The organism is Sphingobacterium faecium (genome assembly GCF_003054045.1).
Classification (GTDB): Bacteria; Bacteroidota; Bacteroidia; order Sphingobacteriales; family Sphingobacteriaceae; genus Sphingobacterium; species Sphingobacterium faecium.
In genome coordinates, this window is record NZ_QBKH01000003.1 from 332,863 (window position 1) to 359,355 (window position 26,493).

The 26,493-nt window shown below is 36.4% G+C and carries 23 protein-coding genes and 1 tRNA gene; 9 read left to right on the forward strand and 15 right to left on the reverse strand.

Annotated elements, in window-relative coordinates; genetic code table 11:
• Positions 1-194: 194 nt before the first annotated feature.
• The 3 genes from C8N37_RS09510 to C8N37_RS09520 all read right to left on the reverse strand — a co-directional run bounded on the left by C8N37_RS09510 (position 195) and on the right by C8N37_RS09520 (position 4,364).
• A complete protein-coding gene (locus C8N37_RS09510) occupies positions 195-1,844 on the reverse strand; it encodes a serine hydrolase domain-containing protein (RefSeq protein WP_108158693.1) in 1,650 nt (549 codons plus the stop codon).
• A 62-nt stretch (positions 1,845-1,906) separates the two neighbouring features.
• Positions 1,907-2,731 carry a helix-turn-helix domain-containing protein gene (locus C8N37_RS09515; RefSeq protein ID WP_108158694.1) on the reverse strand — a complete coding sequence of 275 codons (825 nt, stop codon included), beginning with the start codon at positions 2,729-2,731 and terminating at the stop codon, positions 1,907-1,909.
• A 451-nt stretch (positions 2,732-3,182) separates the two neighbouring features.
• Positions 3,183-4,364 (reverse strand): glycosyltransferase, encoded by a 1,182-nt coding sequence (locus tag C8N37_RS09520; RefSeq protein WP_108158695.1) that lies wholly within the window; start codon positions 4,362-4,364, stop codon positions 3,183-3,185.
• Positions 4,365-4,784: 420 nt separating this feature from the next.
• Between C8N37_RS09520 and C8N37_RS09530 the strand changes: the two genes are divergently transcribed.
• Positions 4,785-5,939 carry an esterase gene (locus tag C8N37_RS09530; protein ID WP_108158697.1) on the forward strand — a complete coding sequence of 385 codons (1,155 nt, stop codon included), beginning with the start codon at positions 4,785-4,787 and terminating at the stop codon, positions 5,937-5,939.
• Positions 5,940-6,171: 232 nt separating this feature from the next.
• Here the strand turns inward: C8N37_RS09530 and C8N37_RS09535 are convergent, their stop codons facing one another.
• On the reverse strand, positions 6,172-6,738 hold the full coding sequence (locus C8N37_RS09535) for a hypothetical protein (protein ID WP_108158698.1): 567 nt from the start codon (positions 6,736-6,738) through the stop codon (positions 6,172-6,174).
• Positions 6,739-6,838: 100 nt separating this feature from the next.
• On the opposite strand from C8N37_RS09535, the gene C8N37_RS09540 reads away from it, so the two are divergent.
• Positions 6,839-7,990 carry a DNA alkylation repair protein gene (locus C8N37_RS09540; RefSeq protein ID WP_244914384.1) on the forward strand — a complete coding sequence of 384 codons (1,152 nt, stop codon included), beginning with the start codon at positions 6,839-6,841 and terminating at the stop codon, positions 7,988-7,990.
• 43 nt (positions 7,991-8,033) lie between these two features.
• Here the strand turns inward: C8N37_RS09540 and C8N37_RS09545 are convergent, their stop codons facing one another.
• Positions 8,034-8,396 (reverse strand): winged helix-turn-helix transcriptional regulator, encoded by a 363-nt coding sequence (locus C8N37_RS09545; RefSeq protein ID WP_108158699.1) that lies wholly within the window; start codon positions 8,394-8,396, stop codon positions 8,034-8,036.
• 408 nt (positions 8,397-8,804) lie between these two features.
• Between C8N37_RS09545 and C8N37_RS09550 the strand changes: the two genes are divergently transcribed.
• Positions 8,805-9,587, forward strand: coding sequence for a hypothetical protein (locus tag C8N37_RS09550; RefSeq protein WP_108158700.1), 783 nt, complete (start codon positions 8,805-8,807; stop codon positions 9,585-9,587).
• 89 nt (positions 9,588-9,676) lie between these two features.
• On the opposite strand, the gene C8N37_RS09555 is transcribed toward C8N37_RS09550, so the two are convergent.
• The 5 genes from C8N37_RS09555 to C8N37_RS09575 all read right to left on the reverse strand — a co-directional run bounded on the left by C8N37_RS09555 (position 9,677) and on the right by C8N37_RS09575 (position 15,475).
• Positions 9,677-9,940, reverse strand: coding sequence for a hypothetical protein (locus tag C8N37_RS09555; RefSeq protein WP_146171043.1), 264 nt, complete (start codon positions 9,938-9,940; stop codon positions 9,677-9,679).
• Positions 9,941-9,979: 39 nt separating this feature from the next.
• On the reverse strand, positions 9,980-11,149 hold the full coding sequence (locus tag C8N37_RS09560) for a PepSY-associated TM helix domain-containing protein (protein WP_146171044.1): 1,170 nt from the start codon (positions 11,147-11,149) through the stop codon (positions 9,980-9,982).
• 62 nt (positions 11,150-11,211) lie between these two features.
• The gene (locus tag C8N37_RS09565; RefSeq protein WP_108158703.1) at positions 11,212-13,800 is read right to left on the reverse strand and encodes a TonB-dependent receptor; all 2,589 of its coding nucleotides are present in this window, start codon (positions 13,798-13,800) and stop codon (positions 11,212-11,214) included.
• Between the two features lie 93 nt (positions 13,801-13,893).
• Positions 13,894-14,856: a FecR family protein gene (locus C8N37_RS09570; protein ID WP_108158704.1), complete on the reverse strand. Its 963-nt coding sequence runs from the start codon at positions 14,854-14,856 to the stop codon at positions 13,894-13,896.
• 55 nt (positions 14,857-14,911) lie between these two features.
• Positions 14,912-15,475, reverse strand: coding sequence for an RNA polymerase sigma-70 factor (locus C8N37_RS09575; RefSeq protein WP_108158705.1), 564 nt, complete (start codon positions 15,473-15,475; stop codon positions 14,912-14,914).
• A gap of 229 nt (positions 15,476-15,704) precedes the next feature.
• On the opposite strand from C8N37_RS09575, the gene C8N37_RS09580 reads away from it, so the two are divergent.
• Positions 15,705-16,385 carry a carboxypeptidase-like regulatory domain-containing protein gene (locus C8N37_RS09580; RefSeq protein WP_108158706.1) on the forward strand — a complete coding sequence of 227 codons (681 nt, stop codon included), beginning with the start codon at positions 15,705-15,707 and terminating at the stop codon, positions 16,383-16,385.
• Between the two features lie 181 nt (positions 16,386-16,566).
• Here the strand turns inward: C8N37_RS09580 and C8N37_RS09585 are convergent.
• Positions 16,567-16,648: transfer RNA gene (locus tag C8N37_RS09585), tRNA-Leu, on the reverse strand.
• 492 nt (positions 16,649-17,140) lie between these two features.
• Here C8N37_RS09585 and C8N37_RS09590 point away from each other — a divergent pair.
• Positions 17,141-19,384, forward strand: coding sequence for a GH92 family glycosyl hydrolase (locus C8N37_RS09590; protein ID WP_108158707.1), 2,244 nt, complete (start codon positions 17,141-17,143; stop codon positions 19,382-19,384).
• Positions 19,385-19,577: 193 nt separating this feature from the next.
• Entirely contained in the window at positions 19,578-20,162 is a 585-nt protein-coding gene (locus tag C8N37_RS09595) for a DUF6630 family protein (protein ID WP_108158708.1), read from the forward strand.
• A gap of 344 nt (positions 20,163-20,506) precedes the next feature.
• Here the strand turns inward: C8N37_RS09595 and C8N37_RS09600 are convergent, their stop codons facing one another.
• Both C8N37_RS09600 and C8N37_RS09605 read right to left on the reverse strand, forming a co-directional pair.
• On the reverse strand, positions 20,507-21,025 hold the full coding sequence (locus C8N37_RS09600) for a GNAT family N-acetyltransferase (RefSeq protein WP_108159056.1): 519 nt from the start codon (positions 21,023-21,025) through the stop codon (positions 20,507-20,509).
• 5 nt (positions 21,026-21,030) lie between these two features.
• Complete coding sequence (locus C8N37_RS09605) at positions 21,031-21,507, reverse strand: GNAT family N-acetyltransferase (RefSeq protein ID WP_108158709.1); 477 nt, start codon at positions 21,505-21,507, stop codon at positions 21,031-21,033.
• Between the two features lie 86 nt (positions 21,508-21,593).
• Here C8N37_RS09605 and C8N37_RS09610 point away from each other — a divergent pair, with 86 nt between their 5' ends.
• Positions 21,594-22,451 carry a LysR family transcriptional regulator gene (locus tag C8N37_RS09610; RefSeq protein ID WP_108158710.1) on the forward strand — a complete coding sequence of 286 codons (858 nt, stop codon included), beginning with the start codon at positions 21,594-21,596 and terminating at the stop codon, positions 22,449-22,451.
• Positions 22,452-22,602: 151 nt separating this feature from the next.
• On the opposite strand, the gene C8N37_RS09615 is transcribed toward C8N37_RS09610, so the two are convergent.
• Together C8N37_RS09615 and C8N37_RS09620 are read right to left on the reverse strand one after the other, a co-directional pair.
• A complete protein-coding gene (locus C8N37_RS09615) occupies positions 22,603-22,971 on the reverse strand; it encodes a nuclear transport factor 2 family protein (protein ID WP_108158711.1) in 369 nt (122 codons plus the stop codon).
• A 216-nt stretch (positions 22,972-23,187) separates the two neighbouring features.
• On the reverse strand, positions 23,188-24,069 hold the full coding sequence (locus tag C8N37_RS09620) for a DMT family transporter (protein ID WP_211322222.1): 882 nt from the start codon (positions 24,067-24,069) through the stop codon (positions 23,188-23,190).
• Between the two features lie 104 nt (positions 24,070-24,173).
• Here C8N37_RS09620 and C8N37_RS09625 point away from each other — a divergent pair, with 104 nt between their 5' ends.
• The gene (locus C8N37_RS09625; protein ID WP_108158713.1) at positions 24,174-24,659 is read left to right on the forward strand and encodes an Lrp/AsnC family transcriptional regulator; all 486 of its coding nucleotides are present in this window, start codon (positions 24,174-24,176) and stop codon (positions 24,657-24,659) included.
• Positions 24,660-25,616: 957 nt separating this feature from the next.
• Complete coding sequence (locus C8N37_RS09635; RefSeq protein WP_108158715.1) at positions 25,617-26,477, forward strand: AraC family transcriptional regulator; 861 nt, start codon at positions 25,617-25,619, stop codon at positions 26,475-26,477.
• Positions 26,478-26,493 lie beyond the last annotated feature (16 nt).

The window sequence follows — 26,493 nt, forward strand, 5'->3', positions numbered from 1 at the left end:
TATGATCCTAAAACAGCAGCAATATAGTATTTTTCTATGAAATAGCGAAGATCTAAAAGGGATTTTTATTCTGTTTTAAATATATGATTTCATTTTATGATCCTGTCCTTTTTTGTTCAATCCAACTTTAACAACCTGATCATCTAGATCACAAGGGCTTTATGTAAAAATTGATTTGCAATTGGATTCCATAGTTATCGGGTATGTAGTGCCGGTATTAAATAATCTTGCATTATTTTATCCACTTGCGTATGTCCGTATGGCTTATTATAAGCTGTTGAGGTGATCACAATGACGAACGGCTGATCTTTGAAAATGAATATCTTATTTCCCCCATTTCCGCTTGAATAGTACACTTCATAATCTTTATGATCGACACTATAAGTTTTATTCCAAAATAAATAACCATAATATTCATTTTCAGAGATAGCAATTTGTCTGAATAGACTTTTAGCCACCCATTCTTGAGTAAGAAGTTGCTTTCCTTTCCAATTACCTTGATTTTTATACAGCTGTCCATACTTAGCAAAATCCAAAGAACGTAATTGTAAACCACCAGCTGTACTAGCTACTTTCTGAGGAGTGAATTGCCATTTATAATGTGTGATTCCTAAGGGGTGAAATAAGTGGCTATCTGCATATTTTTCTAAACCACTTGGAACAGATTGATCAATGATATCACCAAGAATGATAACGCCAGCGGTAAAATAATCCCATGTTTTAGCTCTAGCTTTCTTTTGGTCGATGGGTAGATCTAAAGTAAAATTAACCCAGTTTTTAGTTGGGTACATATTTTCTTCGTTACCCGGAGACCCTGCATCCATATCATTTCCATCAAATGATGAACTCATCGTCAATAGATCTTTTAGAGTGATTAGCTCTTTTTCCGGAGTATAATTCTGAAAGGACTTTAAGTTGTAAAATTCATTTAATAGTTGCATTTCACTTTTTAAGTATCCTTCCTGAATGGCCATCCCCATCATGGTCGAAGCAAATGATTTTCCAACAGAGCGCATGTCATGAAGACTGTTTCTGTTTGTGCCATTGAAATACTCTTCGATTAAAAGTTCACCATTTTTTAAGACCACAATACTTGTTATATCCTTATACGCTTGCGTAACTATTTTTTTATTAAGTTCTTCAATTTTAGCAGTATCAATGGAAGTGGAAGAAATTTGCCAGTCCTGCACAGGTTTTATAGCTTGAATCCTAACCAGTTTTTCATTGATTTTTATTTTGGGTACCCTAATTTTCAACTCTCCTTCCGCGATTTTATTTCCGACCAACAACGAGTCTAGCTTTATATACGGTCTAATTTCAATTTTTAGTTGATGCTCCCCACTTGTAAAAGCCTCTTGTCCACCATGCATTAAAAATCTATTCCACAGAAATCTACCCCACGAATCTTCATTGGTGGTGCTTATCAAGGGAACTCTAAAAGTTGTTTTTTGATTTTTACTTTTCAAGTTTCCAGCTCCAACATGAAGATTCTCCACATAGGTCATTTTTTGATCAACGAAAAACGTAAATTGATAATTCCCACTTTTTGTGAGCTCATCAGCAGATAGTTGAGGAGCAAGCCTATGTAGATAATTTGTTAGTGAGTTTCCTAAAAAAACATGGATATCTAGATCTTCCTTATCTTTAAATTTAAAGTCAGTCAAGAAATTAGACGTTTTGATATCTTGTATTGTTTTTCCTGTACCTGTAAATACAATTTTACCAATATTCTCGATATGTAATGGAGAGACGATGCGATCGCTTTTTACCAAGTCAGGAGTTTGACCAATAGAAGTCCTCACCACGAGGAGCATGATCGAAATCATCAGGCATATTTTTTTCATCAATTAACGATTAGAATTGAGGAGCAAATTACAACATGAAAAAACATTAAAATAGAACAGCATTAACATGATGGAAATTTATGAGCAACAATTTTTCTGAAATTGTTTGGACTAAGTCCACTGATAGATTTAAAGCATCGGTTGAAATGGCTTTGATCTGAAAAACCACAACCATATGCTATTTCAGTCAATGAAAGATTTTTTTCAGCTAATAGTGCATACGCCTTTTCAACTTTCAATTTTCGTAAATAATCGCCTAAATTACAATTGAAATATTTTGAAAAATCTCTTGAAAGATGCACCGGATGAATACCCAATGTCTGAGCCAAGTAGTCAAGAGTTAGCTGATCTTTAAATTCGTAAAATAGTATCTCTTTAATCTTATGGACCCAGGCTGGGTTTTTATCACGATCAATAAGCGATTGATCCAGCATTTTTGTAAGTGTTTTTAAAACCAACGTTTCGATGGCTAGTGTAGTCGTATTGTCTTCAATCTTTGTCTCCCTAAATATATCGTAAAGTAAAAATTTAATGTCAGCATTCATGATTTTTATACTTCCTTGCAATTTGTCCATATTAAAATCCAACTGATCGAACCATTGATGTTGAAGCTCAATATGAAAACCTCTGGTGTAACCCGTTGGCTTTATATTATAGTGGGGATCTTGCCAGTTATGAAACAGAAGGCTTCCTGGAGTACAGTGGTACATTTCCTTTTTATTTCCTTCGATCACATTACCCTGCAAAATAAAAGTGAAGTAAGCATTTTCGTGGTAGTGCCAATCCACCCGATCAAGCGTATATTCGGTATCGGTCAAGGTTATTCCACTCAAATGAATAGTTTGATTAGTCTGTCCATAAAACTCACCGGTCAGTAATTGTTTCATTTATTAGGGTTTAAAAAAGGCCATCTGGATATGAAATCGCTATTGTTTTTACTGAAATAAATATAGGGTTTAAAATTATAATTCATCATTTATTTCTTTCGCTTACCAAGTTTTATCTAGTATAGATCTAATGCAAAAAGGATAAAGGCAATGTGCATCCTACTTTTGAATCATCAATTACTTCCAAGCAAGCGTCAAGGTTTGAGTTGGTGGATGATGCAATAAAGAACCAAAAACTATCTTGAGCATACATGCAAAAGTTCATCGTAATTTCATTCAGTTGCCGCAGGTAAGCCAACTGTACATCCTTCAGGAAAAACTATTCTTAATTTATTAACAGCTTATTTTGCCATTGATTATTAAATTGCTGTCATGATTGTTGGACAATCAGATGGAGTCAAACAACAAGATATTAAAAAGCCTCAGCAGGTTCATGCTAAGGCTTTATTAGCTACGCTTCTCTTCTAATATCAAAAGAGATGTAATTTTCGTAATACTCGAGTGATCTCACCGGGCTGATGAAGTTGTATAACAGTTCTAAGTACATTTTGGAGATCAAACTCCAAGTCGTTTGTTCTCCAAAATGACGTGCCTTATATCTGTGCCACGCCAATAGTCTTTCGGAATGATATAACTGGCTGATATTTTCACGCATAGCATCGATGTTGTGAAAAGGAGTGAGGATACCACGGTCGTCTCTCAATAAATCTTGAGCATGCCAATAAGGAGTCGCGATAACAGCTGCTCCGGCCCCGACGGCAAATGATAGCGTTCCACTACTGATCTGTTCTTCATGTTGATAAGGAGACAAGTAGATATCGCATGCCGTTAGATAATCCTTCAATTGCTCGTCTGACAAGAATTCATCCACAAAAGTAACATGATCCTGCAGTTGTAATTGTTCCACCAAGTTCTGCAATTCATATCGGTAGGATTCACCTTCGCGGGCCGATACATGAGGATGAGTCTTACCCACTATTAAGTATTTAAAATCTGGCAAATCCAAGCCTGACAAAGATTTGATCGCATATTCCAAACCTTTCCCTCTACCAATCAGTCCAAAAGTCATCATCACAAAATTTTTGTGCAAACCTAACTTTTCCTTCGCTAACTGTTGGTTGTAGTCAAATTGTGGAACTCCATGTGGTATCATCTTGAACTTATGCTGATCGCAGTCCGGAAACAGTTCCGTCAAGATTTCACATCCTTTTGGAGATAGGCTCACCACAGCATGGGATCTGGCTATAAGTGACTCCATAATCTCCTTTTTTCGTAAAGATGGAGTGGCCAATATCGTATGGAAAATAGTCAAAAGAGGAATGCTCAACTTATTTACCAAGTTGTTGATAAATATACCATCAGCACCACCAAAAACCCCATATTCATGTTGCAAAATACAATAGTCATATTCTTCATTGATGATATAGGAAGCTTGGATATAACTGTCCAATCGATCTTTATCAATAACAAATCGGACTGAATCATCAAATTGTTCCTGACCAAGCTTACATACGGCAATCACATCGATTGTCACATTCGGATCCAGTTCCATTCCTTGCTTCAGGTCCTTTGTAAATGTTGCCAATCCACATTGTTGGGGTGGGCAGGTACTTATGATAACAATTTTTTTCATAGGACTTATACCGCTTCAATGTTATGTTCTTCGTTATCAACAGGAATATCCAAAATAGCCATCAATAATAAATAGTATCCTCTATCTAATCCTATTTTTTCTGCTTTTTGATCTATATTTTCCATGTGTAGTATATTTTTAAATGTTATGTTCTTTTCGTTTGTTAAAACAAAAGCTGTACCCAACATCCCGCTAATCGCACATAAACGTAGTTTTTGATGAATAACCCGTAGCATAATCCATATAATCCGTAAAAAAACGTAGCGGATACGTATTTTTCACCAAATGATCGAGCTGGAATTTTTCAAGATGCTTATTTATAGAATAACTATCATTATATTTATAGTTGACAAATTTTATTAAATGGAGTTTGTATTATTTTTATGTTCAAACCGATCACCTTATACATATCATTAAATTATGAAAGTTAAACATATCCTTTATTTTCTTTTCCTGTTCCATTCATTTGCCTATGCACAGGAAAGTCTTGATTTTAATGCTAAAAAAAATATCAGCTCTCCAGAAGTCAATGGAAAAACAGTCACTTTTCGACTTTTTGCTCCCCAGGCTAAAACGGTAAAAATACAGGGAAATTGGATGGATTCAAGTCCCGTAGATCTCCAAAAAGGTACTGATGGAGTCTGGTCATTTTCAAAAGCAGATTTTACCCCAGATATTTACACCTATTCATTTTTAGTTGATGGTGTCAAAGCCAATGACCCAAACAATGCTTATCAAGTTCGTGATGTTTCTTCCCTGATGAGTATGTTTCTAGTGGCAGGACCACAGTCTTCATCATACGAAGTACAGCGTGTTCCGCATGGAAGTGTTACCAAACGATGGTATGCATCAATAGGACTTCAAGAGGATCGAAGATTGACTGTATATACGCCGCCTGGTTATGAATCTAACAAGGGCAAATATCCCGTTCTTTATCTTTTACATGGAATGGGCGGGGATGAAGAAGCGTGGATGACATTAGGAAGAGCTTCTCAGATCTTAGACAATTTGATTGCCTCTGGTCAGGCAAAGCCAATGATCGTTGTGATGCCAAATGGACATACCAGCAATGCCGCTGCCCCAGGTGAGTCGGCAAAGGGCTTCTATAAAATCGATATGATGACTCCTGATATTTTTACGGGAGATATGGAAACTTACTTTCATGAAATCATCAGCTTTACAGAGAAAAATTACCGTGTAAAATCCGATGCAAAAGACCGCGCTATTGCAGGACTTTCCATGGGGGGCTTTCATTCCCTATATATTTCAGCAAACCAACCAAAAATGTTTGATTATATCGGTTTATTTTCTCCAGCGATCCTGCCACCACAAAATAAGCAAAGTCCCATCTACTCAGATCTAGATGCTAAACTGGATGTTCAAAAAAATAATGGCTACAAATTATATTGGATTGGAATTGGAAAGACCGATTTTTTGTATCAAAGCGTCACCGACTTCAGGAATAAATTGGATAAAAATAATTTCAAATATATTTACGTGGAGTCAGAAGGAGGTCATACCTGGAGCAATTGGCGCACTTATCTCAATGAGTTTGTTCCGCAATTATTCAAATAGCACGTGTATAAAACGTAAATGTTATGGCAGTTAGCCACAGTTTTGATCATTAGAGACAATCACTATGTTCAAAAACACCCTTTAATCGATGCGGTAAAAATGGGTTTCTTCAGATATTGTTGATTTAGGAAAGGCAATATCTGAAGAAATGATATATCATCATGTCCGATAGTCCCCAAAGGTAAATCAAAGAGAAAATTAGCTATTTCTGTTATTGGGACTCTATATTCTACTATTGAGCAGTATCCCAAGGTTTAAAATCAGATCGCACAGGTTTTGTCAGATCAAATTCTACTGAAAATATCCGATCAGAACCTATTCGCCTCAAGTTGTAAGAAAACTTGGTCTGATCAATAGTTACCCACCAAACATTATAAGCAGCATGGTCGATAAGCTGTTCCGTTTCTGCATCAGCTGGAAACATTTGCATCTGATTTGTTCCTTCATTAGTGGCTGTACCACCATAAAAGGTGATTTTATCAGCAGTTCCATCCGGCTTTCGATGATCATGTTTTAGTGTTACACGGTTATTGTTCCATGAAAATATCCAGGTACGCGATTTGTCTTCCCCAACAAAGAAAGGCACTTTTACTTCATGATCGCTATAGCTCATGATCTGCATCAATAAACGTTTTCCGGTAAATCCATCACCCTCCTTTCCACCCACAACAATAGTTCCCTCATAATATTTACCCAGATGTGGTTTAAAAGCTTGAATAAAAGCTTTGGAATTCGACTCTTGAGCACTCGCCCAATTGATCACAAGGCATGATATTAAGAGTAATATGTACTTTTTCATATATGAATCATTTTGAATTTTAAAGGCTTAGTTTTAACGCTATTTTTATTCTTACTTTATGACATATTCGTGGTTTCATGATTTATCTATATGTATATTTGTGAACCTTAAAAGTATTAAAAATAAAATTAATTCATCGCATGCTAATTACGCCAATATGGGTCTTGTAAAAGATATCTATACACCAGATTTTTATCAGTCAATTGCCGATCAGTTTTATGCTATAGATCCAGATTTTGACCGAGCAAAATTTATTGCTGATATTTTTGTCAGTAAGTTTGATCATCTCGAATGGAAGCAGAGAACGAAACATACGACCGAGGTTTTACATCAATTTTTACCGAAAGACTTTTCCGAAGCAGCACAGATTATCACTCAAGTTGTTGAAAAGTTGCTTGCAAGTGGAGCCTCTGGTGGTTTAGCATATATCATCTTTCCAGACTACATCGAAACCTATGGGCTTGATCATTTTGACGTTTCTGTACGATCATTTGAGGTGATTACCAAATTCATATCCTGTGAATTTGCCGTTCGACCTTTTCTCATTAAATACCAAGATCAAATGATCCGTGAGATGGAAAAATGGTCGCGCGATCCTCATGCTGCTGTACGTCGATTGGCAAGTGAAGGGAGTCGACCTAGATTGCCCTGGGCCATGGCGATCCCTTTCCTAAAAGTTGATCCATCTCCGATATTGCCGCTATTATACAACCTTAGAAATGAACCTTCTGAAACGGTAAGAAGGAGCGTGGCTAACAATTTAAATGATATCGCCAAAGATCATCCTACTGTTGTCATCGAGATTGCCAAGAAATGGAAAGGTATTAGTGCAAGTACGGATGCCCTCATCAAGCATGCCAGTAGGACACTGTTAAAACAAGGACATCCTGAAATACTTGCTTTTTATGGATTACAAAATACAGCTTTTGAGGTAAAAAATTTATTGCTCAAAACAGCAATAGTGAAAATTGGCGACAGTTTAAATTTCTCCTTTGAACTTCAAAACCTCCATACCCAAGCTCAATTAGTCCGACTTGAATATGGTATTTATTATCTAAAAGCAAACGGACAATTGTCACGTAAGGTTTTTAAAATCAGTGAAAAAATATATCAAGCTGGAGAAGTTAATACCCTCTCACGTCATCAATCCTTTAAATTGATTACGACTAGAAAGTTTTATTTGGGAAATCACAAACTATCCATTATTGTCAATGGACAAGAAACTTTAGAAACTTACTTTGAGTTAGTCTAGTACCTGTCAGTACTATGGATTAATATTTTATTCGGGGATTTAGCTACTCGCTATCCCCATTTTTCAAGATGATATTTCTTAATCTTTCCTCATGATCATCCCCCCATTGACCCATTGCTGCAATAACAGGGATTAAGGTTTTTCCAAATTCGGTCAAACTGTATTCTACTTTTAGCGGAAGAACAGGATAAATCGTTTTCTCAATCAATTCATGATTTTCCAATTCTTTAAGTTGGATATTCAAAACCCTGCGTGATGCATCTGGGATTTTGCGCTGTAATTCGCTTGGACGCAAATGTCCTGCATGGATAAACCAAAGCAAGCGGATTTTCCACTTACCATACAGTACCTCCGCTATGAGATCAAGTCCACAATTTAGATTTACAGGTATCTTTCTTTCATACATCTCGTAAAATTACTTTATTGTACCAAAATGTGCAATAGGGAATAATTTATCCCGATACGAGTTGTCTTCTCGTACCTGTTAGGGAAGTTGTTTCATACTCATTTTCGGATCACTATTTTGTAAACGTAACAAGTCTTTGATAAATTAAACCTGACACCCTCCTATTTTTTATTGAATCAAAAAATGAAGGACCGGATTAGAGTCTAAATAAAAATCTTAAGATTCAATGTTTATTATTCACTTTGACGAGTTTTGTTTGAACAATATATCTTCAATTAAAAGATTGGCTCCTATTTTGATATCTATTTCGTGATCTCGTTATGTGCTTAAATGGGATAGCAAATTTGGTAGATCTTGCGTCATGCTGAAATTGTTACTGTAAACTGATTTTAATTAAATTATACTGAGATGAAAAAAAGAACTTTGGCCATATTGAATGCCCTGTGCCTTGTGGTGACCTTATTTGTCAATTATCAAGCTAATAGCGGTGTTATAAATGGTAAAACAATGAAAATTGTCTCCGATACCTATCACAATTTATTTACTCCAGCGGGCTATGCCTTTTCTATCTGGGGTGTCATCTATTTATTCTTGATCGGTTTTGTCTGCTATTCCTTTGTCATTTTAAAAAGACCGAAAGAGAGTTATATCATCCATAAAGTAGGTATATGGTTTATCGTTTCCTGTGTGCTCAATAGTCTCTGGATAGTAGCTTGGTTAAATGATTACATCGGTTTTTCAGTACTGATTATGATCCTATTATTGATGACCTTGCTTAGGATTGTTGTTAATATTAAAGCACAGCTAACAGATCCACCCTTCCGTATCGTTGCTCTGGTATGGTGGCCATTTTCATTATATTCTGGTTGGATATCAGTAGCATTGATTGCTAATATAGCAGCTTATCTCACCAAAATTAAGTGGGGAGGATGGCAGCTATCGCAGATTTCTTGGACGATAATCATGATTGTGATCGCAGGGTTACTCTATATTTTTATGACTTGGAAGCGCAATATGAGAGAGTATGGATTGGTCGGATCATGGGCTTTAGTAGCCGTGGCTGTAGCAAATTCAGCAGTAAGTGAGACTGTTTATACAACAGCAATTGCGACAGCAGTAATTATAGCTATAAGTGGGTTGATACATGGAATAAAAAACTTTCGTGGCTTCGGAAATCAACTTGAAGTATAAAAAGGAGATCAGATGAATTGAAAAATCAACATAACTATTCTTGAGAAATCCAATGATTATATGGTTGCAAGCGTGGCCATGCAATTTGATTATTTCACCAAGACCGACTTCGTGACATTTTTAAACGAAGTCGGGAGTTGGAAAGTTTCAAAGTCGATCAATTCATACAGTCGTAACACTTTATGGTAGAGTTTTTTAAATAAATGACCCACGGGATTGCTGTCGGGCATAGACGTGAGCTGTTGACCAAATACTTTGATCAAACCTGTTGGGAGAAAAGAAAGAGCGATCAAAAAGCGTGTGAACATTATAAAATAATTAACCCAGATCATGTCTCTTAATTTTTTTATCATGCTGTTTTTTCTTTAATGTGCAGCAGCGTTGATCAGATGTTATAGATTACGGCCCTTTTTTTTCTTTTTCTTGCGTCGATTGTACCAAATGTAAAAACCGGTAATAGGCAGACTTGCTGAAATCAAAGAAGCCAGAAATACGATTATCTTTCCTGGGATACCCAAAATACTTCCGAGATGGATATCATAATTAAGAGCACGCATTTTTTCGCCATAATTTTTACTTGAAAAATTGATCGATTTGATCAGGTGACCATTTTCCGCATGATATTGACGTATGATAGAAGCATAGTTTTTTTCATAACGGATATACACGTTTAAAGGAGCCTTGTCCTCTTGTGGAAAATAAAAGTAATAAGCCTGTGCATCAGGATAGGTTTGCTTTATTTCTTTTAATATATGATCATAGACAGATAAATTGGTATCGACATCAGGTGGGGGTGGTTGAATTGGGATGAGCAGATCTGTTGCGGGAGTTTTATTTTCGATTTTGTTCAGTACCTTTTGCACCGATTGGTCAAACCACGAAAAGGCCCATATCAAACCTGTTAATCCCAAAATTAAGGCTACAGCGAAGGAGTAAAATCCAAGGATATTGTGTACATCATAATTTTTCCGTTTTATACCTGTTTCATTTTTCCATCGAAACCAAAATCTGACCCTTCTCGCTTTTTTATTTTTGGGCCACCACAGATAGAGACCAGTTAGTAGTAAAATAACGAAAAATAATGTTGCAGTACCTACAATAGGCTGACCAATTTCGTTCTTTAATAGTAATGACCAATGGATGAAGAGTATCACCCTAAAAAACTCAAATTCTGCATTTTCACTATAGACTTTCTGTGCTGTGTACGGGTTGATGAAAGAAGATTCATAGTATTTTTTCTCATTCCAGTACCAGATTCCATGATGATCATCTTGGCGATAAGCTCTAAAATGCCAGGTTCGATGTGGATTGTTTTCAATTTCTACCGCCGAAACCGGTTTTTCGGGACCCCAGTATTGTTCCGCAGCGTGCAGTAAGGTCGAAAACGATTGTTGTTGCTTCTGTTGAATAGAATGCTCAACCTCATAATGACTTTTATAAATCAAGGGTTTGATTTCATCGACAAAAGCAAGTATACAGCCAGTTATACCCAGTATAAATACGATCAATGAGGAGAGTAAACCCATCCAAAGATGCGTTTGATGTAATATTTTTTTTAACACAATTTATAATATAATCAAGCAGACAGCCTTCAACAAGCTATCTGCTCTCAGATCTAATATTTTTAGAAACGATAAGAAATATTTGCCGCTAGATTAGATGGCGCCTGCAAATTTCCCCAATTGTCCCAATACTGTTTATTAAATACGTTGTTCGCTTTCAGCTGAATTCCCCAAGCTTGTTTATTGTAAAACAGCGTAGCATTCGTCAGCGTATAGTTAGGAATAAAAAAGGTATTTGTTGACGCTCTATACATCTTATCCACATAATTGACACCTAGACCAACTCCCACTCCTTTTATCTTTTCTTGGAACGTATACGAAGCCCAGATACTAGCGACATGTTCAGGAGCAAAAGCTGCTTTATTGCCCTCCACTGCCTGATCAGAAGCTTTGATGATTCGATTGTCATTGAAGGCATAACTTCCGATGATATTCAGTCCCGATATTGGATTAGCAATGATTTCCAGTTCTGCACCTTTGCTGACCTGTTTTCCATCCTGTTCTGTAAACATTTCCGCATTGACGCGGGTTGCATTATCAATCTTGATATAATAGTAACTGGCGGTCAGATTTAATTTTTTATGAAAGAGTTCTGATTTGATCCCGCCTTCCGCTTGATTCGCAAAAATAGGATCAACTACAAATCGGTTGCCATCCGGTTGGATCACAGGAGCAATATTCTGAAATCCGCTCATATAATTGGCAAATGCCGAAATTCGTTCTGGAAGAATTTGATACACCAATCCAAATTTAGGAGCCAATGAAGTTTGTTTAAAACCCTCCTCCGCATCTTCTACTTTCTTTCTATTAAAATGATCAACACGTAGCGAAAGCATGGTAGAAAGGCGTGGTACGATCGTGATCATATCCGATACATAAGCACTGATCGTCTGTTGAGTAGGAGTGGGGTAAGGTTCAAATACCGCATTTTTATCAATTTCTTGTCTTAACAAAGGGCTGAATTTTTGTGTCAGGTCTACTTTATCAAAGATCTGTAAATCCCCGAAGAGAAAACTGCTGCTGAGATTTCTATAATTGGCACCTACTAATAATTGATGTTTGATACTTCCGGTATTAAACTCACCATTGATATTTTGTTGAATGTTGGCGTAGCCATTGTATACATCCTTATAGATGGATGAAGCTCTGCTGATCTCTGTCGGCGAACTGACCAGCACCACACGCTGGTAGCTGTGGTCCACATTTTCCGAAACATAGGAGAACACCGTTGTGGATTTAAATTTATCCGATATTTTATACACCGCTTCAGCAAAGATTCTCGAAGCACTATTTTCCACATCAGCATCACTGTAAAACAAGCTCTTGCGATAGTCTAGTTTCAAATCTTTCGGTTGAAGTACATCCTGAGAACGGATCACAAAATTATTAGGCTGCGTATTTTGGACCTTGAGGTATTCAGCATCTAAATTTAAGCTCAACTTCTCGTTGACCTGATAGCTTAAGCTCGGTGCGATTAAAAAAGTATTATTAAAGGCATTCGATAGGTAGCTTCTTTCCTTATGGATAGCGGTATTCATCCTGAACAAAACACTTTTATCTGCAGTCAATGGTGTATTGAGATCTACCGATAAGCGATTTAAATCAAAGCTGCCCGTCGTATAGTTTACTTCGGTACGCTTAGCTTCGATAGGCTTTTTCGTAACCAAGTTGACCACTCCTCCAAATGAGGACACAGAAGCTCCAAACAAGGTTCCCGAAGGTCCTTTTAGAACCTCTATACGTTCCACATTGGCAAGATCCACGGCAGAACGGTCAGAAGTTGACTCCATGCCATTTCTGGCGTTAATACCTGTGCCAAACCCTCTAAAATAAGCACTCAATCCGCCCGAAGGATTGATCACAGGCACAGTACCGCCTGCATTACGCATCGCTTCCGCGATGCTATAAGACACCTGTTCTTTCATCAATTGTTGCGTCACCACTTGATAGACCTGAGGGTTTTCTAAATTGCTCAGGGGCATGCGTGCCACAAAGGGAGTTTCTTTATTTGCAAATCGATTTGTACGTTCGCCATTGACGACGACTTCCTGTAGCGCTTTAGCGTCTTCATACATCACAAAATTGACTGCAGTAGTTTTATTAGCCTCAATAGTTACAGGCTGCTTCTGGGTTAGCAAGCCCACATATTTAGCTTCTATCGTATAGTTCCCAGCTTCAATAGTATTAAATGTAAAACTGCCATTTTCATCGGCGTGGATTTGTCTTCCCGCAAAATATATGCTCACATATCCAGCCGGATGACCATCACTACTATGTACCTGTCCGGTCAGACTGCCTTTACCTGCAGATGGTTGTAAATTAATCCGATTTCCTTTGCTTTCCACTCGTTTTACAGCATCACCCAAGATTTCCTGTAAAATAGTTTCTAAGCGTGTATTTTGCAGATCGATCGTGACTTTTCTATGGGCATCGATCAGGTTTGGACTGTAGATAAATGTACAGCCCGTTTTTTCTTCTATTTGCTCTAGCGCTTGCGCTATGGTTTGATTTTTGAGCTGGATGCTGACCTTTGTATGAAGAATACCCTGTTGTGCTTGCGTCCATAGACAGGTTAAGGAAAGCGCTAAAAAAAGGCTATTTTTTTTCCATGTTCTGGAAAATAGCTGTGTGCTAAGTAGCAAAAAGTTCATATTTTTGATTAATGTGATTAAGTAATTATAATTAATTTCATCACCCGGTGAACAATTTTGGCGATGCGTACACCGGGTTCTTTTGTTGATCTCCTATCGATATAAGCTGACCTCCTTATCTTTAATCGTATATTTTATGGAGGTAGCGAACCCGATGTCATGCAAAACTGATGCTAAGGAAGCCTGCTTAAACTTCCCTTTCACCTGATCGTTCAATATCGCAGTATTTTCACACCTGATCTTGACATTATACCAGCGTTCCAGCTCCGGGATCACCTGCTTGATTGTTTTGTTGTCAAATATAAGCTCCCCTTTAGTCCAGGCATTGAACAGTTCGCTGTTGACGGTAATTAATTTCATCTTTCCTGCCTGATAGGTACTTTGCATATTTGCCTTTAAGAGTAGTGTATCGATGCAGTCCATGGCGGTAAATTGCACACGGCCCTCTTCGACAGTCAGGATATCAGCCTCCCCACTACGGCTTAGTAGATTGAATCGGGTACCCAATACGCGGGTGCTGGTATTTTTTGTTTGGACTATAAAAGGTCTCTTTGGATCTTTACTGACTTCAAAAAATGCTTCACCATCTAAGACAACTTCTCTTTTAGCAGCAGCAAAATGTTCCGGATAGCGCAGCTTGGTTCCCGAATTGAGGCTTATTGCCGTTCCATCGCTGAGAGTCAGTTTTTGTTTTTTTCCAAAAGGAACTTCAATATGTACAAAGCGGGTTGTTTCAATTGGTTTTTTGGCCATTTTATCCGATCTGATGTAGATCGTAGCCCAGGATAAGATACATAGTAAGCACGCCGCAGCGCCAACTTTAGGCCAGGATTTCCAGATAGATTTTTGTTTAGGAGCTGCATCCGTCATTTCAGCGTGATGACGGATATTTTGCCATAAGATATCTTTTTTTTCTTCAGGTGTATATTTGCTTTTTCGTAGAGCAAACTCGTCTTCAGGTATATCATCAGCCATCCAAGCTTCTACAGCCTGTTTTTCAACAAGTGTGCACTGGCCGGACCAGTATTTTTCAAGTAGCTGATGATCGATCTTCATATATTTTTATATACCAGTCGTCTTTCAGCTGTTTTACCCTTAGTCTAACTGTAAATTATTTTTGGGAGGTTGTGGAGATCTTGTTTCGTAGAAATTTTAAGGCTTTGGTCAGGTGCGCTTCAACTGTCTTTTCGGACAAAGACAATGCTGCAGCAATTTCAGGGATGCTCAGGCCACTATTGCGGCTTAGGGAATAGACCTGACGGCAGCGACAAGGGAGTCGATTGACGAGGCCATCCACAAAATGATCGAGATCTCTAAAATAGATCGTTTCCTCTGTATTGTTGATGCTGTCGCAAAACGTCCCAACAAGTTCATTATTTTGATGGAGACGCTTATATCGTTCGCGGTAATAATCGTTTATCCGTATTCTAGCCGCCCGGAAGAGGTAATGTTCTATTTGCGCTATTTCTTCCATCGCATCTTTACGTTTCCAGAGCGAGCAGAAAATATCCTGTACCATATCCATTGCGATTTCCTCATCATTACAATGATGTTCACAAAAAGCAACAAGTCGCTTCCAGTACATATCGAACCATTCCTGAAAGATGCATTCAGGTGATTTTTTATGCTGGTTTTTTTTTGTAAAGATTAGTTTGAGGCCCACTGAGCAAATCATTTAAATTGAAACGCTCAAATATAGGTTTTAATCTGGAATTGTTCTAAATAAAATTAAGTAATCTGTTGCTTCAAAAAATTACTGCCTTACTATCTAATGCATACATGCTTGTGGTTGGCATGCTGCTATCATAAAGTTATTCTTCCAAAGCTGTCTCTTTTTTATAGATTCTGCCCCATCAAATATTTTTATTAAATTGTCCTATTCATCCATTTAGTAGATACACCTTATGGCCATTAAAATTCCGGTAAAATGTCAAGAGAATTGGGATCATATGTCACCAACTTCTCAAGGTATGTTGTGTTCAAAATGCCAGATTGAAGTGATCGATTTTACCAATTGGAAAACAGAAGATATTGTTAGCTACGTTCAAAAATCCAATACTAAAGTATGTGGAAAGTTATGGGCTACACCAGTCAAGACTAATTATAAATCGAATTTTTGGAAGAAACTGCATGTTCAGCAATTACGTTTTGGATTGATGTTGTCTGGATTATTATTTACAAAATTCGTTCATGCTGAAAATCAAATAAGAAATATAATATATGACCAGGTTAAAGAACAGAAGGATGTAAAGGATAGTATCACCATCAAAGGTATGGTGACAGACGAATCCGATCAACCCTTAAGCGGAGTCCATATCTACCAGGTAAGCAATAAGGAGTTTATCAGCACAGATGATAAAGGAATTTTTACTTTCAACTATTCAAATGCACAAAATTTCAGATATTTAAGATTATCCATTAGATCTGTTGGATATGATAAGCAAGAGATTGTTCATGACCTATCTAAAAATCCGATATTGAAAGTAAAATTAACCGAAGCAATTTATGAGATGGGAGAGGTGATCGTCAGTTACCCAACAGCAAGACCACCTAAAAACGTTGATATGTCAAAACAACTAAAGTAAGTAATGAACTTTGCGAGTTATGAATCAAGCGCTCCTTTTATGCTGATGTATCTAGTAGGAGGTTTCTTATTATTTGGACAATCTGAAGGTTGCTGACGACTTTTTTTTTCCGAAGTTAAGACGTCAAAAAATAGATGTAAAAAAAATCCTCCCGAATGTTAACATTCGGGAGGATATGAAGTGCGGAAGAAGGGACTCGAACCCCCACGCCTTGCGGCGCCAGATCCTAAGTCTGGTGCGGCTACCAATTACGCCACTTCCGCATTAGGATTTTTTTGATGACGTAAAGATAGAATCGAAATTTATATATTACAAGTGTTTTGCTCATATTCTACTTCTCAAATACAGATGATCCTGTTTATGAATAAGATATTTTTTCGCAAGCTTACGTTCCTTAACAAGGATCAGCCGTCTTAATGATCTGTTATTGAAAATACAATTCTGCTTCCTTTTCATCTCCATCTTATCATTAAAGAATAATTTTATTCTCTTACTTCGTTATTTTGCTAAAACGTTTTAAAATTACAATGTAAAATTTAAATTAATTTTATTGATCGCTCCATTTATCTTATATTGGCATCTTGTTTTTCTTGATCAATACAGTTTTGAGGTTTAATGACTTCTAGGTATACCTATAAAATTTTACCGGTCATGATCTGAAAATTAGTTAGAAAATAGACCCGTCACTACTTCTGATCATCTACCTTTTAGTGAGGGAAATATTTGTAAATAAAATTTAAAAAGCGATATATACGATGAAATATATGAAATATATGGTCTGTGCAAGTCTATTAGTCTTATTAGGCTGTGCTTCCAAAAAAGATATCCAAAATGATTCTTATGCAAAATTTGTTAATCCATTTATTGGCACAGATTTTACAGGAAATACCTATCCCGGAGCACAGGTTCCTTTTGGTATGGTTCAGCTAAGTCCTGACAATGGTTTACCAGGTTGGGACCGCATATCAGGTTATTTCTATCCAGATAGCACCATCGCTGGTTTTAGTCATACACATTTGAGTGGTACAGGAGCGGGAGATCTCTATGATATCTCCTTTATGCCAGTTATCCTTCCGTTTAAAGAGGCTGAGGCCCCATTAGGGATTCATTCCAAGTTTACCCATCAAGATGAACAGGCACATGCAGGATATTACCAAGTAAGACTAACAGATTACGATATCAACGTCGAATTGACAGCAACGCCTCGTTGTGGTATTCAGCGTTATACTTTTCCAGAAGCAGATGCTGCGGTATTTTTAGATCTTAAGAAAGCCATGAACTGGGATACGACAGTTGATTCCCACATTGAAGTCGTCGATTCAGTAACGATCCGTGGCTATCGATTTTCTGAGGGATGGGCAAAAGGGCAACGTGTCTATTTCGAAACACGCTTTTCAACACCCTTTTCTGCCGTGCATATCGATAGTACTGCGATACTATCCGTGACAGATACCATCACAAAAGCCACAAAACGTATCGGTACAGCTTTTAAAGCACGTTTTGACTTTAAAACAGCTTCTGGGGACCAAGTCACATTGACTACAGCACTCTCCGGAGTGAGTATGGAAGGAGCGTCTAAAAATTTAAAAGCAGAAGCGCCTAAGGATGATTTTGAATATTATCTTGCGCAGGCGGAAAAAAATTGGAATGATGAACTTGGGAAGATCGCTATCCAGACGAAAGATCAAGATGAGCATGTGAAATTTTATACCGCATTATACCATAGTATGTTAGCACCCACCATATTTGGAGATGTCGATGGATCTTATATGGGTGCTGATCGAAAAATACATCAAGCTGAAAACTGGACCAATTACAGTACTTTTTCATTGTGGGATACTTATAGGGCATCACATCCTTTGTTTACTTTAACTGATCCTGATCGCGTAAATGATATGATTAAGTCGTTTATTGCCTTCTATGAGCAACATGGTCGTTTACCGGTATGGAATATCTATGGAAGCGAAACAGATATGATGATCGGGCACCATGCCATCCCTGTTATTGTAGATGCTTATTTAAAAGGTATCGGTGACTTTGACGTCAATAAAGCGCTTGAAGCTTGTGTCGCTTCAGCAAATACAGATGCATACAGAGGTGTCGGTCTGTATAAAAAGTTAGGCTATATTCCCTATGATGTTACGGATAAATATAATGCAGAAAACTGGTCATTATCCCGCACTTTGGAGTATGCCTTCGATGATCATTGTATTGCCGTAATGGCAAGTAAGATGGGCAAAGAGGATATTGCAGCGACATTTTTGGACAGATCAAAAAATTATAAAAATGTCTATAATCCAGCAACATCTTTTATGCAGCCACGACATAGTAATGGTGAATTTGTAAGCCCATTTGATCCCGAAGATTACAGTGAACATATTTGTGAAAGTAATGCCTGGCAATACTTTTGGTCAGTACAGCACGATATTCCGGGCTTGATCAATTTGGTCGGCGGGGAAGAACGATTTGGACAAAAACTCGACAGTATGTTTACTTTTCATCCTTCAGACACGAGCCAGCTGCCCATTTTTAGTACAGGCATGATTGGACAGTATGCACACGGCAATGAACCGAGCCATCATGCACTATATCTGTTTAACGCTGTTGGACAGCCATGGAAAACACAGCAGTATGCAGCCGAAGTAATGGAAAAACTGTACCTCAATAATCCTTCTGGTTTGAGTGGAAATGATGATTGTGGACAGATGTCCGCATGGTATGTATTCAGTGCATTAGGTTTTTATCCGGTAGATCCTGTCAGTGGCAGATATGAGATTGGTACGCCTCTTTTTGAGCATAGTGAAATTACACTTGCTAACGGCAAGAAATTTACAGTCAAAGCCAATCACGTTAGTAAAGATAATAAGTATATCCAATCTGTTTCGATAGATGGTGAGCCACTTCAAACAAGTTACATCACCCATCAGCAAATCATGTCGGGAGCCACTTTATTATTCGAAATGGGCAACCAAACAGGACCGGTGTGGTATAAGAAATAGTTGGGTACAGTAAAGCTGTCTGGTTTAATTCATTAAAAAAACAATGAATCCATTTATATGTTTATACAATCGATGTCAGATCCAGTACCAGTTCATGTACGGTGAAGATTTCATAAAAAGATCGGGAAGGGGCAGTGTTAAAAGGTAAGACAGATATTCGATGGACAAATAGACTTTAAATTAGAGATCATATATGGGGCTTTTTTCAAAATTATTTGGCAAAAAAAACGAGGACAGAACGATAGCAGAGGACACTAAATCTGTTTCGAAGATCATATCATCTCCTATAGAATTATATGAACAATTAATACATATAATCGTGGTTTCAGAGACATTAAAATCCGATCTGAAAATTAAGCTCAAGCAAGCTCTTGAAAATCCTCAATTATTTTACGACGACCAAGATGAGTTTATTTTATCCGAGCGTGGATTGACATTTCCAGATGATCGTTTGCTAACACCAAAGTTTGTTTTAATCGACACTTTAATAGATAACAATCAAATGGCAGAAGTGGACTGGAAAGAGGATGAAGAAGAAATTCGTTTTGCAATAAACAGTATAATATCTGCAAAAAAATATAGTATTAATCTTTCTGATAAAACCATTTATGACAATGAGGATACTTCTGAAATCATTGCATTAATTGATAAAGAGGAACTTCAACCTGTAGGGTATTGTCTGAAAATTCTTGATATAGATTCGGATAGTTATGTTTTTACAGTAGTTCCGCTTTCCAAGCAAGACGAAGTCTCGGATTTTTTTGCTCAACTCCAATAATGTAAACAAATACTATAAAGTAAGTCTTAGATTAAAGCCTCATGCTAATTTTCCTCATTTAAATATAACGTAATAAGGAATTTTTAAAAAACCTGATATTGGTTGAAAAATATCTGGGAATAGATCTAAAAAACAAGCGATCTCAAGAATTTTATAAGTTAATTGATGATGTTGACAACATACTACCAATAGCCTATTGTCTTCATGAAAAATCTGTAATATTTATATATGATGTTTCGCTTCCGATGGTTGTTTTCGTCATCGGAAGCGAAATACTCGACAATGCTGTTCCAAGAATCAGCATAAAAAGATGCTGATTTGTTGTCGCGAAATATTCAAGTGCATCAGAGCATTTTTTTCATCAGGATGTCAGTTTGCTCATCATCACCTAATATAAATACATGCTTGTCAAATTCTTCAAACCCATTTTTTTTGTAGAAATTTATAGCTCTTGGATTTTCTTCCCAGACACCCAACCAGACATACTTAGACTTTCTTTTTATTGCCATCTCTATAGCTTTCTCATATAGGATCTGACCCACTTTTTTTCCATGATAATTTTGCAGCACATAGATGCGTTCTATTTCCAAACTTTCAGTTTCCTGCACTTCTGTTTGAGCATCTCCCGTATTTAGCTTTAAGTATCCTATAGCCTCTTGGCCGTCCAGTGCAAAATAAAATTCCGAGTGTTCATGAGCAAGTTCATCTGCCAGCTTCTCAGCTGAGAAACCATCCTCCAGATATTTCTTCATATTATCTTCGGTATTGCTTTTTGAAAATGTTTCAAAAAAGGTCTGTCTTCCTATTTTTTGTAAAATTTCGATGTCACTTGAAGTAACTTTTTTAATCTTGATGTTTTCCATATCCTTTATAATGAAATATTCCATTCATAATTTAACCATTCTGTATTTTCATTGGCACCCAGCCGCTCATAGAATTTTTTGCCTGATTCATTCCACGTTGCCACTGTCCATTTGATCTGTCCGCATTTCTTATTTTCCGCCTCTTTACGAAGTGCTCCCATCAATTGTTCTCCAATCTTCTGGCCTCTGTAATATGGGTCCACATACAATTCTTTTAGATAGATAGAAGGCCTGTTTTGAGCGGTATAAGGAAGAAAATAATAGACCAGCATACCTACGATTGAATCGCCATGTTCGGCAACGATAGCATAAAAATCAGGCGGATTTTTTTTGAACCCACTTTCTAAAACAATCGCTGGTGTAATAGCAAAAGAGTCGATGTAATTTTCAAATACTGCTAATTCCTTCATGAGGACCCATAGCTTTTCACTGTCAGCAGCAACTGCATTTCTTATTTTAATTTCTCGATGATTTGTATTCATATTTTGTATTTTAATTGATCAATTTGTTTTTCAATAACGATTTATCAGTTTATTGAAAATTCTACTATTTATGGTTAATTTGCATCATGGACATCCAACAAATAAAATACTTTTTGATCTTAGCTGAGGAATTGCATTTCTGGAATACCTCAGAAAAAGTTGGTATCACCCAATCTGCGCTCAGTAGACAAATCATGTCTTTGGAAAGTGAGCTGAACCTGAAGTTATTTGACCGTGACAAACGTAATGTCAGTCTAACATCTGCAGGGCAATATCTAAAAGAGAAGTGGCAGTCCGAATTATCTACTTTAGAAATAGTTCATCAACAGGCTCTTCAGATTCATTTAGGGGAATTAGGTACCATAAAAATTGCTCATCCAGATTCAATATCTTCCACTATCATTCCCGAAATTATTTCCAAGATTTCATCTGCATTTCCTCAATTAAATATGGAACTCCTTCAACTTCCATACAGCCAAGAAGAAGAAGCTCTGAAAAACTATAAAATTGATATTTTGCTTAGCAGAGACATGAATCAGTCCGTTTTTCTCCATTCAAAAAAACTTAGTTCCGATAACCTGTGTCTGGTTGTTCCGACCGATCATGATTTCAAAACTCCGGAAGATATTACTTCTGTAAATTTAGCCAATCAAAAATTTATTTTGACCTATGGCGGTTCAGACAGCAGGTATGATTCATTGCTTCAAGATATCTTCAAACATTATAATATCCATCCCAGCTCTTTTATCTCTTCTCAATTTGGATCCACCATTATTTCTTTAATTAAGAAAGGCTTGGGGATTGCTATTTTGCCACTGTCATATAGTCATTATGATCCTATTGGATTACGATTTATTCCACTTCCTTTTTTCTCAGATCTTTACATCAACTGGCGAAAAGACGATCCTAATATCATTATCAAAAACATAATGGATCTGATTTAAAGATTACTGATATTTATTTTTATAAATGCCGCTCTTGCTAGATGTAAAAGTAGGAAATGTATTCAAGTTGAAAAATGCTATTTTAGCATTGTTTAACTCATTTTTTGCATCAATTAGTTTTTTCAATTTATCGCAATTGCGGATTTAACGATTAACAATTAACAATCATCCCACTTCCACCAATTACTTTTATTCCAGAGGGGAATGTTTTCCAAACCCTTATGTAACGAAACTTGCTTTCAAAATCATCTCCACCGTAATTTCCTTTTAATTCTAGGATCAAGGTAATAACGGCGACATCATCGATGATGTTTAGATGTTCCACATGAGGATTAAGCTCCCTAATCTTTAGATTTCCATCACGATAGCTTTGTAGATCGATTTCCTTTGTGATAACGTCTCCACTTGGAATTAAAAAAAGTAGATCATCGTGCAGTAATTCCTCAAGCACTTTTATATCACTTTCTTTGATCGCGTCATAAAGCTTGTTTTCCTGATTTAAAATATCTGCTTTTGTCATGGTTTATATTTATCTAGTACTAATTTAGTGAACTTTTCTAAAATAGATATTATAGAGCCATTTTTGATTATTACTCCTCAAGACTTGATTCTATTCGATAATGGTTTTCGATCTATAGTTACCGCAGAACCTGCAATTTTACAATCCTTTAGAAAGATAGATCAATAACTTTTTTTTTAAGAAAAGTGGCTCAATTAAAAGATATAATTACTAAATTCATCGAATTTTAGTAAGCAGAAATACGGTGGAAACAATGCATATAGTTCCGATGTAATCACTTAAACCAAAAGGTGTTTTTAACCAATAAACAGCTAAAATGGTAGCTGCCAATGGTTCTGCTGATGCTAGTAAACTAGCTTTTTGACCACCAATTATTTTTACAGAATAAAGGTATAATGTAAAAGCGACTAAGGTCCCAAATAAAATGATTGCAGTAGTATTTATAGCTGTGTAAATATCCCAAGTTCCCTGAAATTCCCAAGGAGCTTTAATAAAACTGAAAAACATACCGCCGCAGAACATTCCCCAACCAATCACAATTGAAGGTTCATATTTTGTTAAAATATGAGTAGGTTGAAGCGTATAAATTGCTAAAGACACAGCTGATAGAATACCAAGTAAAAATGCTAAAGGAGAAATTGCTAACGTATAAATATTTCCATGAGTAACCAATAAAAATGTTCCAGTTACTGCAAGCCCTATTGCCAACAATTCTTTTTGTTTTGGAATTTGTCTTTTTTTTAGAGCTAAGTAAATTGCAATTATAATAGGACCAAAGTATTGCAATACAGTTGCTGTTGCTGCATTAGAATGTTTAATAGCTGCGAAATAGGTGTACTGTACAGCAAGCATGCCGCAAATACTGAAAATCAACAGTTGTATTCTATCTTTTTTATTTTTCCATATTGCAAATAGATCCCTCTTTTGTCCATATTTGGTATAGGCTAGCAAGACAGCTCCAGATATTAACAATCTTATATTAATCAGCCATTCAACGTTAATTCCACGCTGTTCAAATAAGTATTGTCCGCAAGTTCCAGAAATTCCCCAGAAAATAGCCGCAATAATAGCTAAAAGCATTCCTTTGTATTTTGTCATTCTCATATTTAATTACATGATTATTGAAGCAAAATTGCACCAACTTTTTCATGTATTTTCATTAAATTTGATGTATTATTTGCAATTTTGTTTCACTTACGGTCATGGATCAGTTTGATATTACCATTCTAACTATTCTTCAAGAAGATAATCAAATATCTCAGCGATCCATAGCTGATCGTGTAGGTCTATCAGCTGCCGCTGTTCAACGTCGTATTAAGCGTATGAGTGAAAATGGAACAATAAAAGAGGAAGTAGCTGTTCTAAATCCCGAACATTTTGGTGATCCACTTACAATTTTAGTTGAGGTTTGCCTTGTAAATGAAAGAATTGAATTAATTGATCAAGCGAAGAAGACGTTTATTGATACCGCTGAAGTGCAGCAATGTTATTATATAACTGGTGAATCAGACTTCTTCCTTGTTATTGTCACACAATCGATGGCCGATTATGAAAAACTTACCCGTCGTATCTTCTTTGGAAACGATAATATCAAAAGTTTTAGAACTATTGTTGCATTGGGTGTAGAAAAATATGGATTTAAAATACCTTTTCTGAACTTTTTATCAGAAAGTAAAAATAAGCTTTAATAAACTCTTTTTAAAATGCTTATTTTTTTAAAAATTTTGATAAAGTTCTCTTCTTTGTTTGCAAAATATCTCGAGTTAGCTTTAGACTCATTTTTATAGCAGTTCCTCATAAACTACTTTTTGAATAGTACATTAGCAATCTCTATCTCCAATATGGAAGGTTGGTAGCGTTATTGCAAGGTGGATAATCATTGTTATATTAAAAGCTTTGGTGTACAGATAATGGTAATGGAAGAAATAGGTCTTCTCGATAACCTGATTAAACAATCCACTATTTCAGAATTTGTGAAATGGCTTGATTCCAAAGGTAGTATGATTCGAGGATATCAGTGATAAAACGGTAATCAAAAATACATGTCAGTCTATCCTGTTTACCCAAGGCAGGCTTCAACGGGCGATATACGATCATACTAAGCTATATGTAAAAATAATTTTTGTTTCAACGATTACCGATCTGCGATAGGATGGGTAATCATTAATGTAAAGGCGCCAAGACTTTTTTCGGAAGATGTAGTTTTGTTGGCCGATGCCGGCTATTGTGCGTACCGCACTGTCTGGTTTGGGCATATCCATTTCGACATGTGGAGCAAAAACATTATTAAATTATATTGCACAATCACCAACTGATAATGCCATTTCGCTAGAAAGATACGCTGTGTGTGTAAAAATCTATTGTGCTATTCTACATAATCAAAAGATCATAGCGATGAGCTTATTTGTATTAATAAAATAATAGAGGTAGTATATAAATAATAAGTATCTTCAATTTGAACTAATTAGTAAGATTATTTGGACTAAAAAGGATATTTTATTTTCTTGATAACACATATTTTTGTATTCATTAAATTTGAATATACATCTACTTTATGGCATTCATCCTCTGTTAATTAATGCTTATTTTGTAAATTAGTATTAGGCGTAAAGTCAATCAAATTGCGTATTTCAAAAAGTTAGTAAATGAAAAAAATAATTAAAGTTCCAACTTCACTGATCGGTTGCGATGCGCCGCAAAATACACTGGTTTTAGATGGTTGTTCTGTAATTGAGCAGTGCATACACAGTACCGAGGTGAAAGGAACTATGTATCTTGAACAGCATTTACTCCTAATTGTACTAGAAGGGTCCGTCATTCTTACTTATGGGAAACAGAAATATACGGTTGAAAAGAACGATATGATTTTGCTAAAAAAAGCAACTGCTGTAAAGTTTCATAAATTCGGGAACGTTGAAAATGATCATATCTACGACAGCTTAATGTTCAGTATCAAAGATGATCTTCTGAAATCATTTTTATCAACCTCAGAAGTTAAAGTGTCAAAACCTGAAGGAGAAATCAAAACAGGTGTTTATCCAATGAATGCCTGTTTAGTTGCATTTGCCAATTCCATGAAACCATATTTTTTTAATGATTCTGTGGTTCATCCTGGACAGCTTCGGTTGAAAATAATGGAATTACTATATGATGTTGCTGAATGCAATCGAAATATGTTTTTACAAATTCTCCAATTACACGAGCCTGTACGAACTGATATCCGCAATGTGATGGAACAGCATTATGCTTCCCCGGTTTCTGTCTCAGAACTGGCTTATCTTTCCGGGAGAAGCTTATCCAGTTTTAAAAGAGATTTTCAAAAGATATATAATGTTGCGCCTGCCAAATGGATCAGAGAAAAGCGGTTGGAAAAAGCAAAAGATATGTTGGAAACGACAGCATTATCGGTCTCCGATGTCTGTTATTCTCTAGGATTTGAAAATGTCTCCCACTTTTCAAGAATATATAAAGAATTTCACGGACAGACACCGAGCATATCTCGTTAAGAAATCATTTAAAAAT

Excerpts from the sequence above, each read along its gene's own strand:
- C8N37_RS09620 (WP_211322222.1), bottom strand. The coding sequence starts at position 24,069 with ATGACAAAATACAAAGGAATGCTTTTAGCTATTATTGCGGCTATTTTC.
- C8N37_RS09610 (WP_108158710.1), top strand. The coding sequence starts at position 21,594 with ATGGACATCCAACAAATAAAATACTTTTTGATCTTAGCTGAGGAATTG.
- C8N37_RS09580 (WP_108158706.1), top strand. The coding sequence starts at position 15,705 with ATGGCCATTAAAATTCCGGTAAAATGTCAAGAGAATTGGGATCATATG.
- C8N37_RS09565 (WP_108158703.1), bottom strand. The coding sequence starts at position 13,800 with ATGAACTTTTTGCTACTTAGCACACAGCTATTTTCCAGAACATGGAAA.
- C8N37_RS09550 (WP_108158700.1), top strand. The coding sequence starts at position 8,805 with ATGAAAAAAAGAACTTTGGCCATATTGAATGCCCTGTGCCTTGTGGTG.
- C8N37_RS09510 (WP_108158693.1), bottom strand. The coding sequence starts at position 1,844 with ATGAAAAAAATATGCCTGATGATTTCGATCATGCTCCTCGTGGTGAGG.
- C8N37_RS09530 (WP_108158697.1), top strand. The coding sequence starts at position 4,785 with ATGAAAGTTAAACATATCCTTTATTTTCTTTTCCTGTTCCATTCATTT.
- C8N37_RS09605 (WP_108158709.1), bottom strand. The coding sequence starts at position 21,507 with ATGAATACAAATCATCGAGAAATTAAAATAAGAAATGCAGTTGCTGCT.
- C8N37_RS09590 (WP_108158707.1), top strand. The coding sequence starts at position 17,141 with ATGAAATATATGAAATATATGGTCTGTGCAAGTCTATTAGTCTTATTA.
- C8N37_RS09635 (WP_108158715.1), top strand. The coding sequence starts at position 25,617 with ATGAAAAAAATAATTAAAGTTCCAACTTCACTGATCGGTTGCGATGCG.
- C8N37_RS09545 (WP_108158699.1), bottom strand. The coding sequence starts at position 8,396 with ATGTATGAAAGAAAGATACCTGTAAATCTAAATTGTGGACTTGATCTC.
- C8N37_RS09535 (WP_108158698.1), bottom strand. The coding sequence starts at position 6,738 with ATGAAAAAGTACATATTACTCTTAATATCATGCCTTGTGATCAATTGG.
- C8N37_RS09600 (WP_108159056.1), bottom strand. The coding sequence starts at position 21,025 with ATGGAAAACATCAAGATTAAAAAAGTTACTTCAAGTGACATCGAAATT.
- C8N37_RS09555 (WP_146171043.1), bottom strand. The coding sequence starts at position 9,940 with ATGATAAAAAAATTAAGAGACATGATCTGGGTTAATTATTTTATAATG.
- C8N37_RS09570 (WP_108158704.1), bottom strand. The coding sequence starts at position 14,856 with ATGAAGATCGATCATCAGCTACTTGAAAAATACTGGTCCGGCCAGTGC.
- C8N37_RS09575 (WP_108158705.1), bottom strand. The coding sequence starts at position 15,475 with ATGATTTGCTCAGTGGGCCTCAAACTAATCTTTACAAAAAAAAACCAG.
- C8N37_RS09625 (WP_108158713.1), top strand. The coding sequence starts at position 24,174 with ATGGATCAGTTTGATATTACCATTCTAACTATTCTTCAAGAAGATAAT.
- C8N37_RS09520 (WP_108158695.1), bottom strand. The coding sequence starts at position 4,364 with ATGAAAAAAATTGTTATCATAAGTACCTGCCCACCCCAACAATGTGGA.
- C8N37_RS09595 (WP_108158708.1), top strand. The coding sequence starts at position 19,578 with ATGGGGCTTTTTTCAAAATTATTTGGCAAAAAAAACGAGGACAGAACG.
- C8N37_RS09615 (WP_108158711.1), bottom strand. The coding sequence starts at position 22,971 with ATGACAAAAGCAGATATTTTAAATCAGGAAAACAAGCTTTATGACGCG.
- C8N37_RS09515 (WP_108158694.1), bottom strand. The coding sequence starts at position 2,731 with ATGAAACAATTACTGACCGGTGAGTTTTATGGACAGACTAATCAAACT.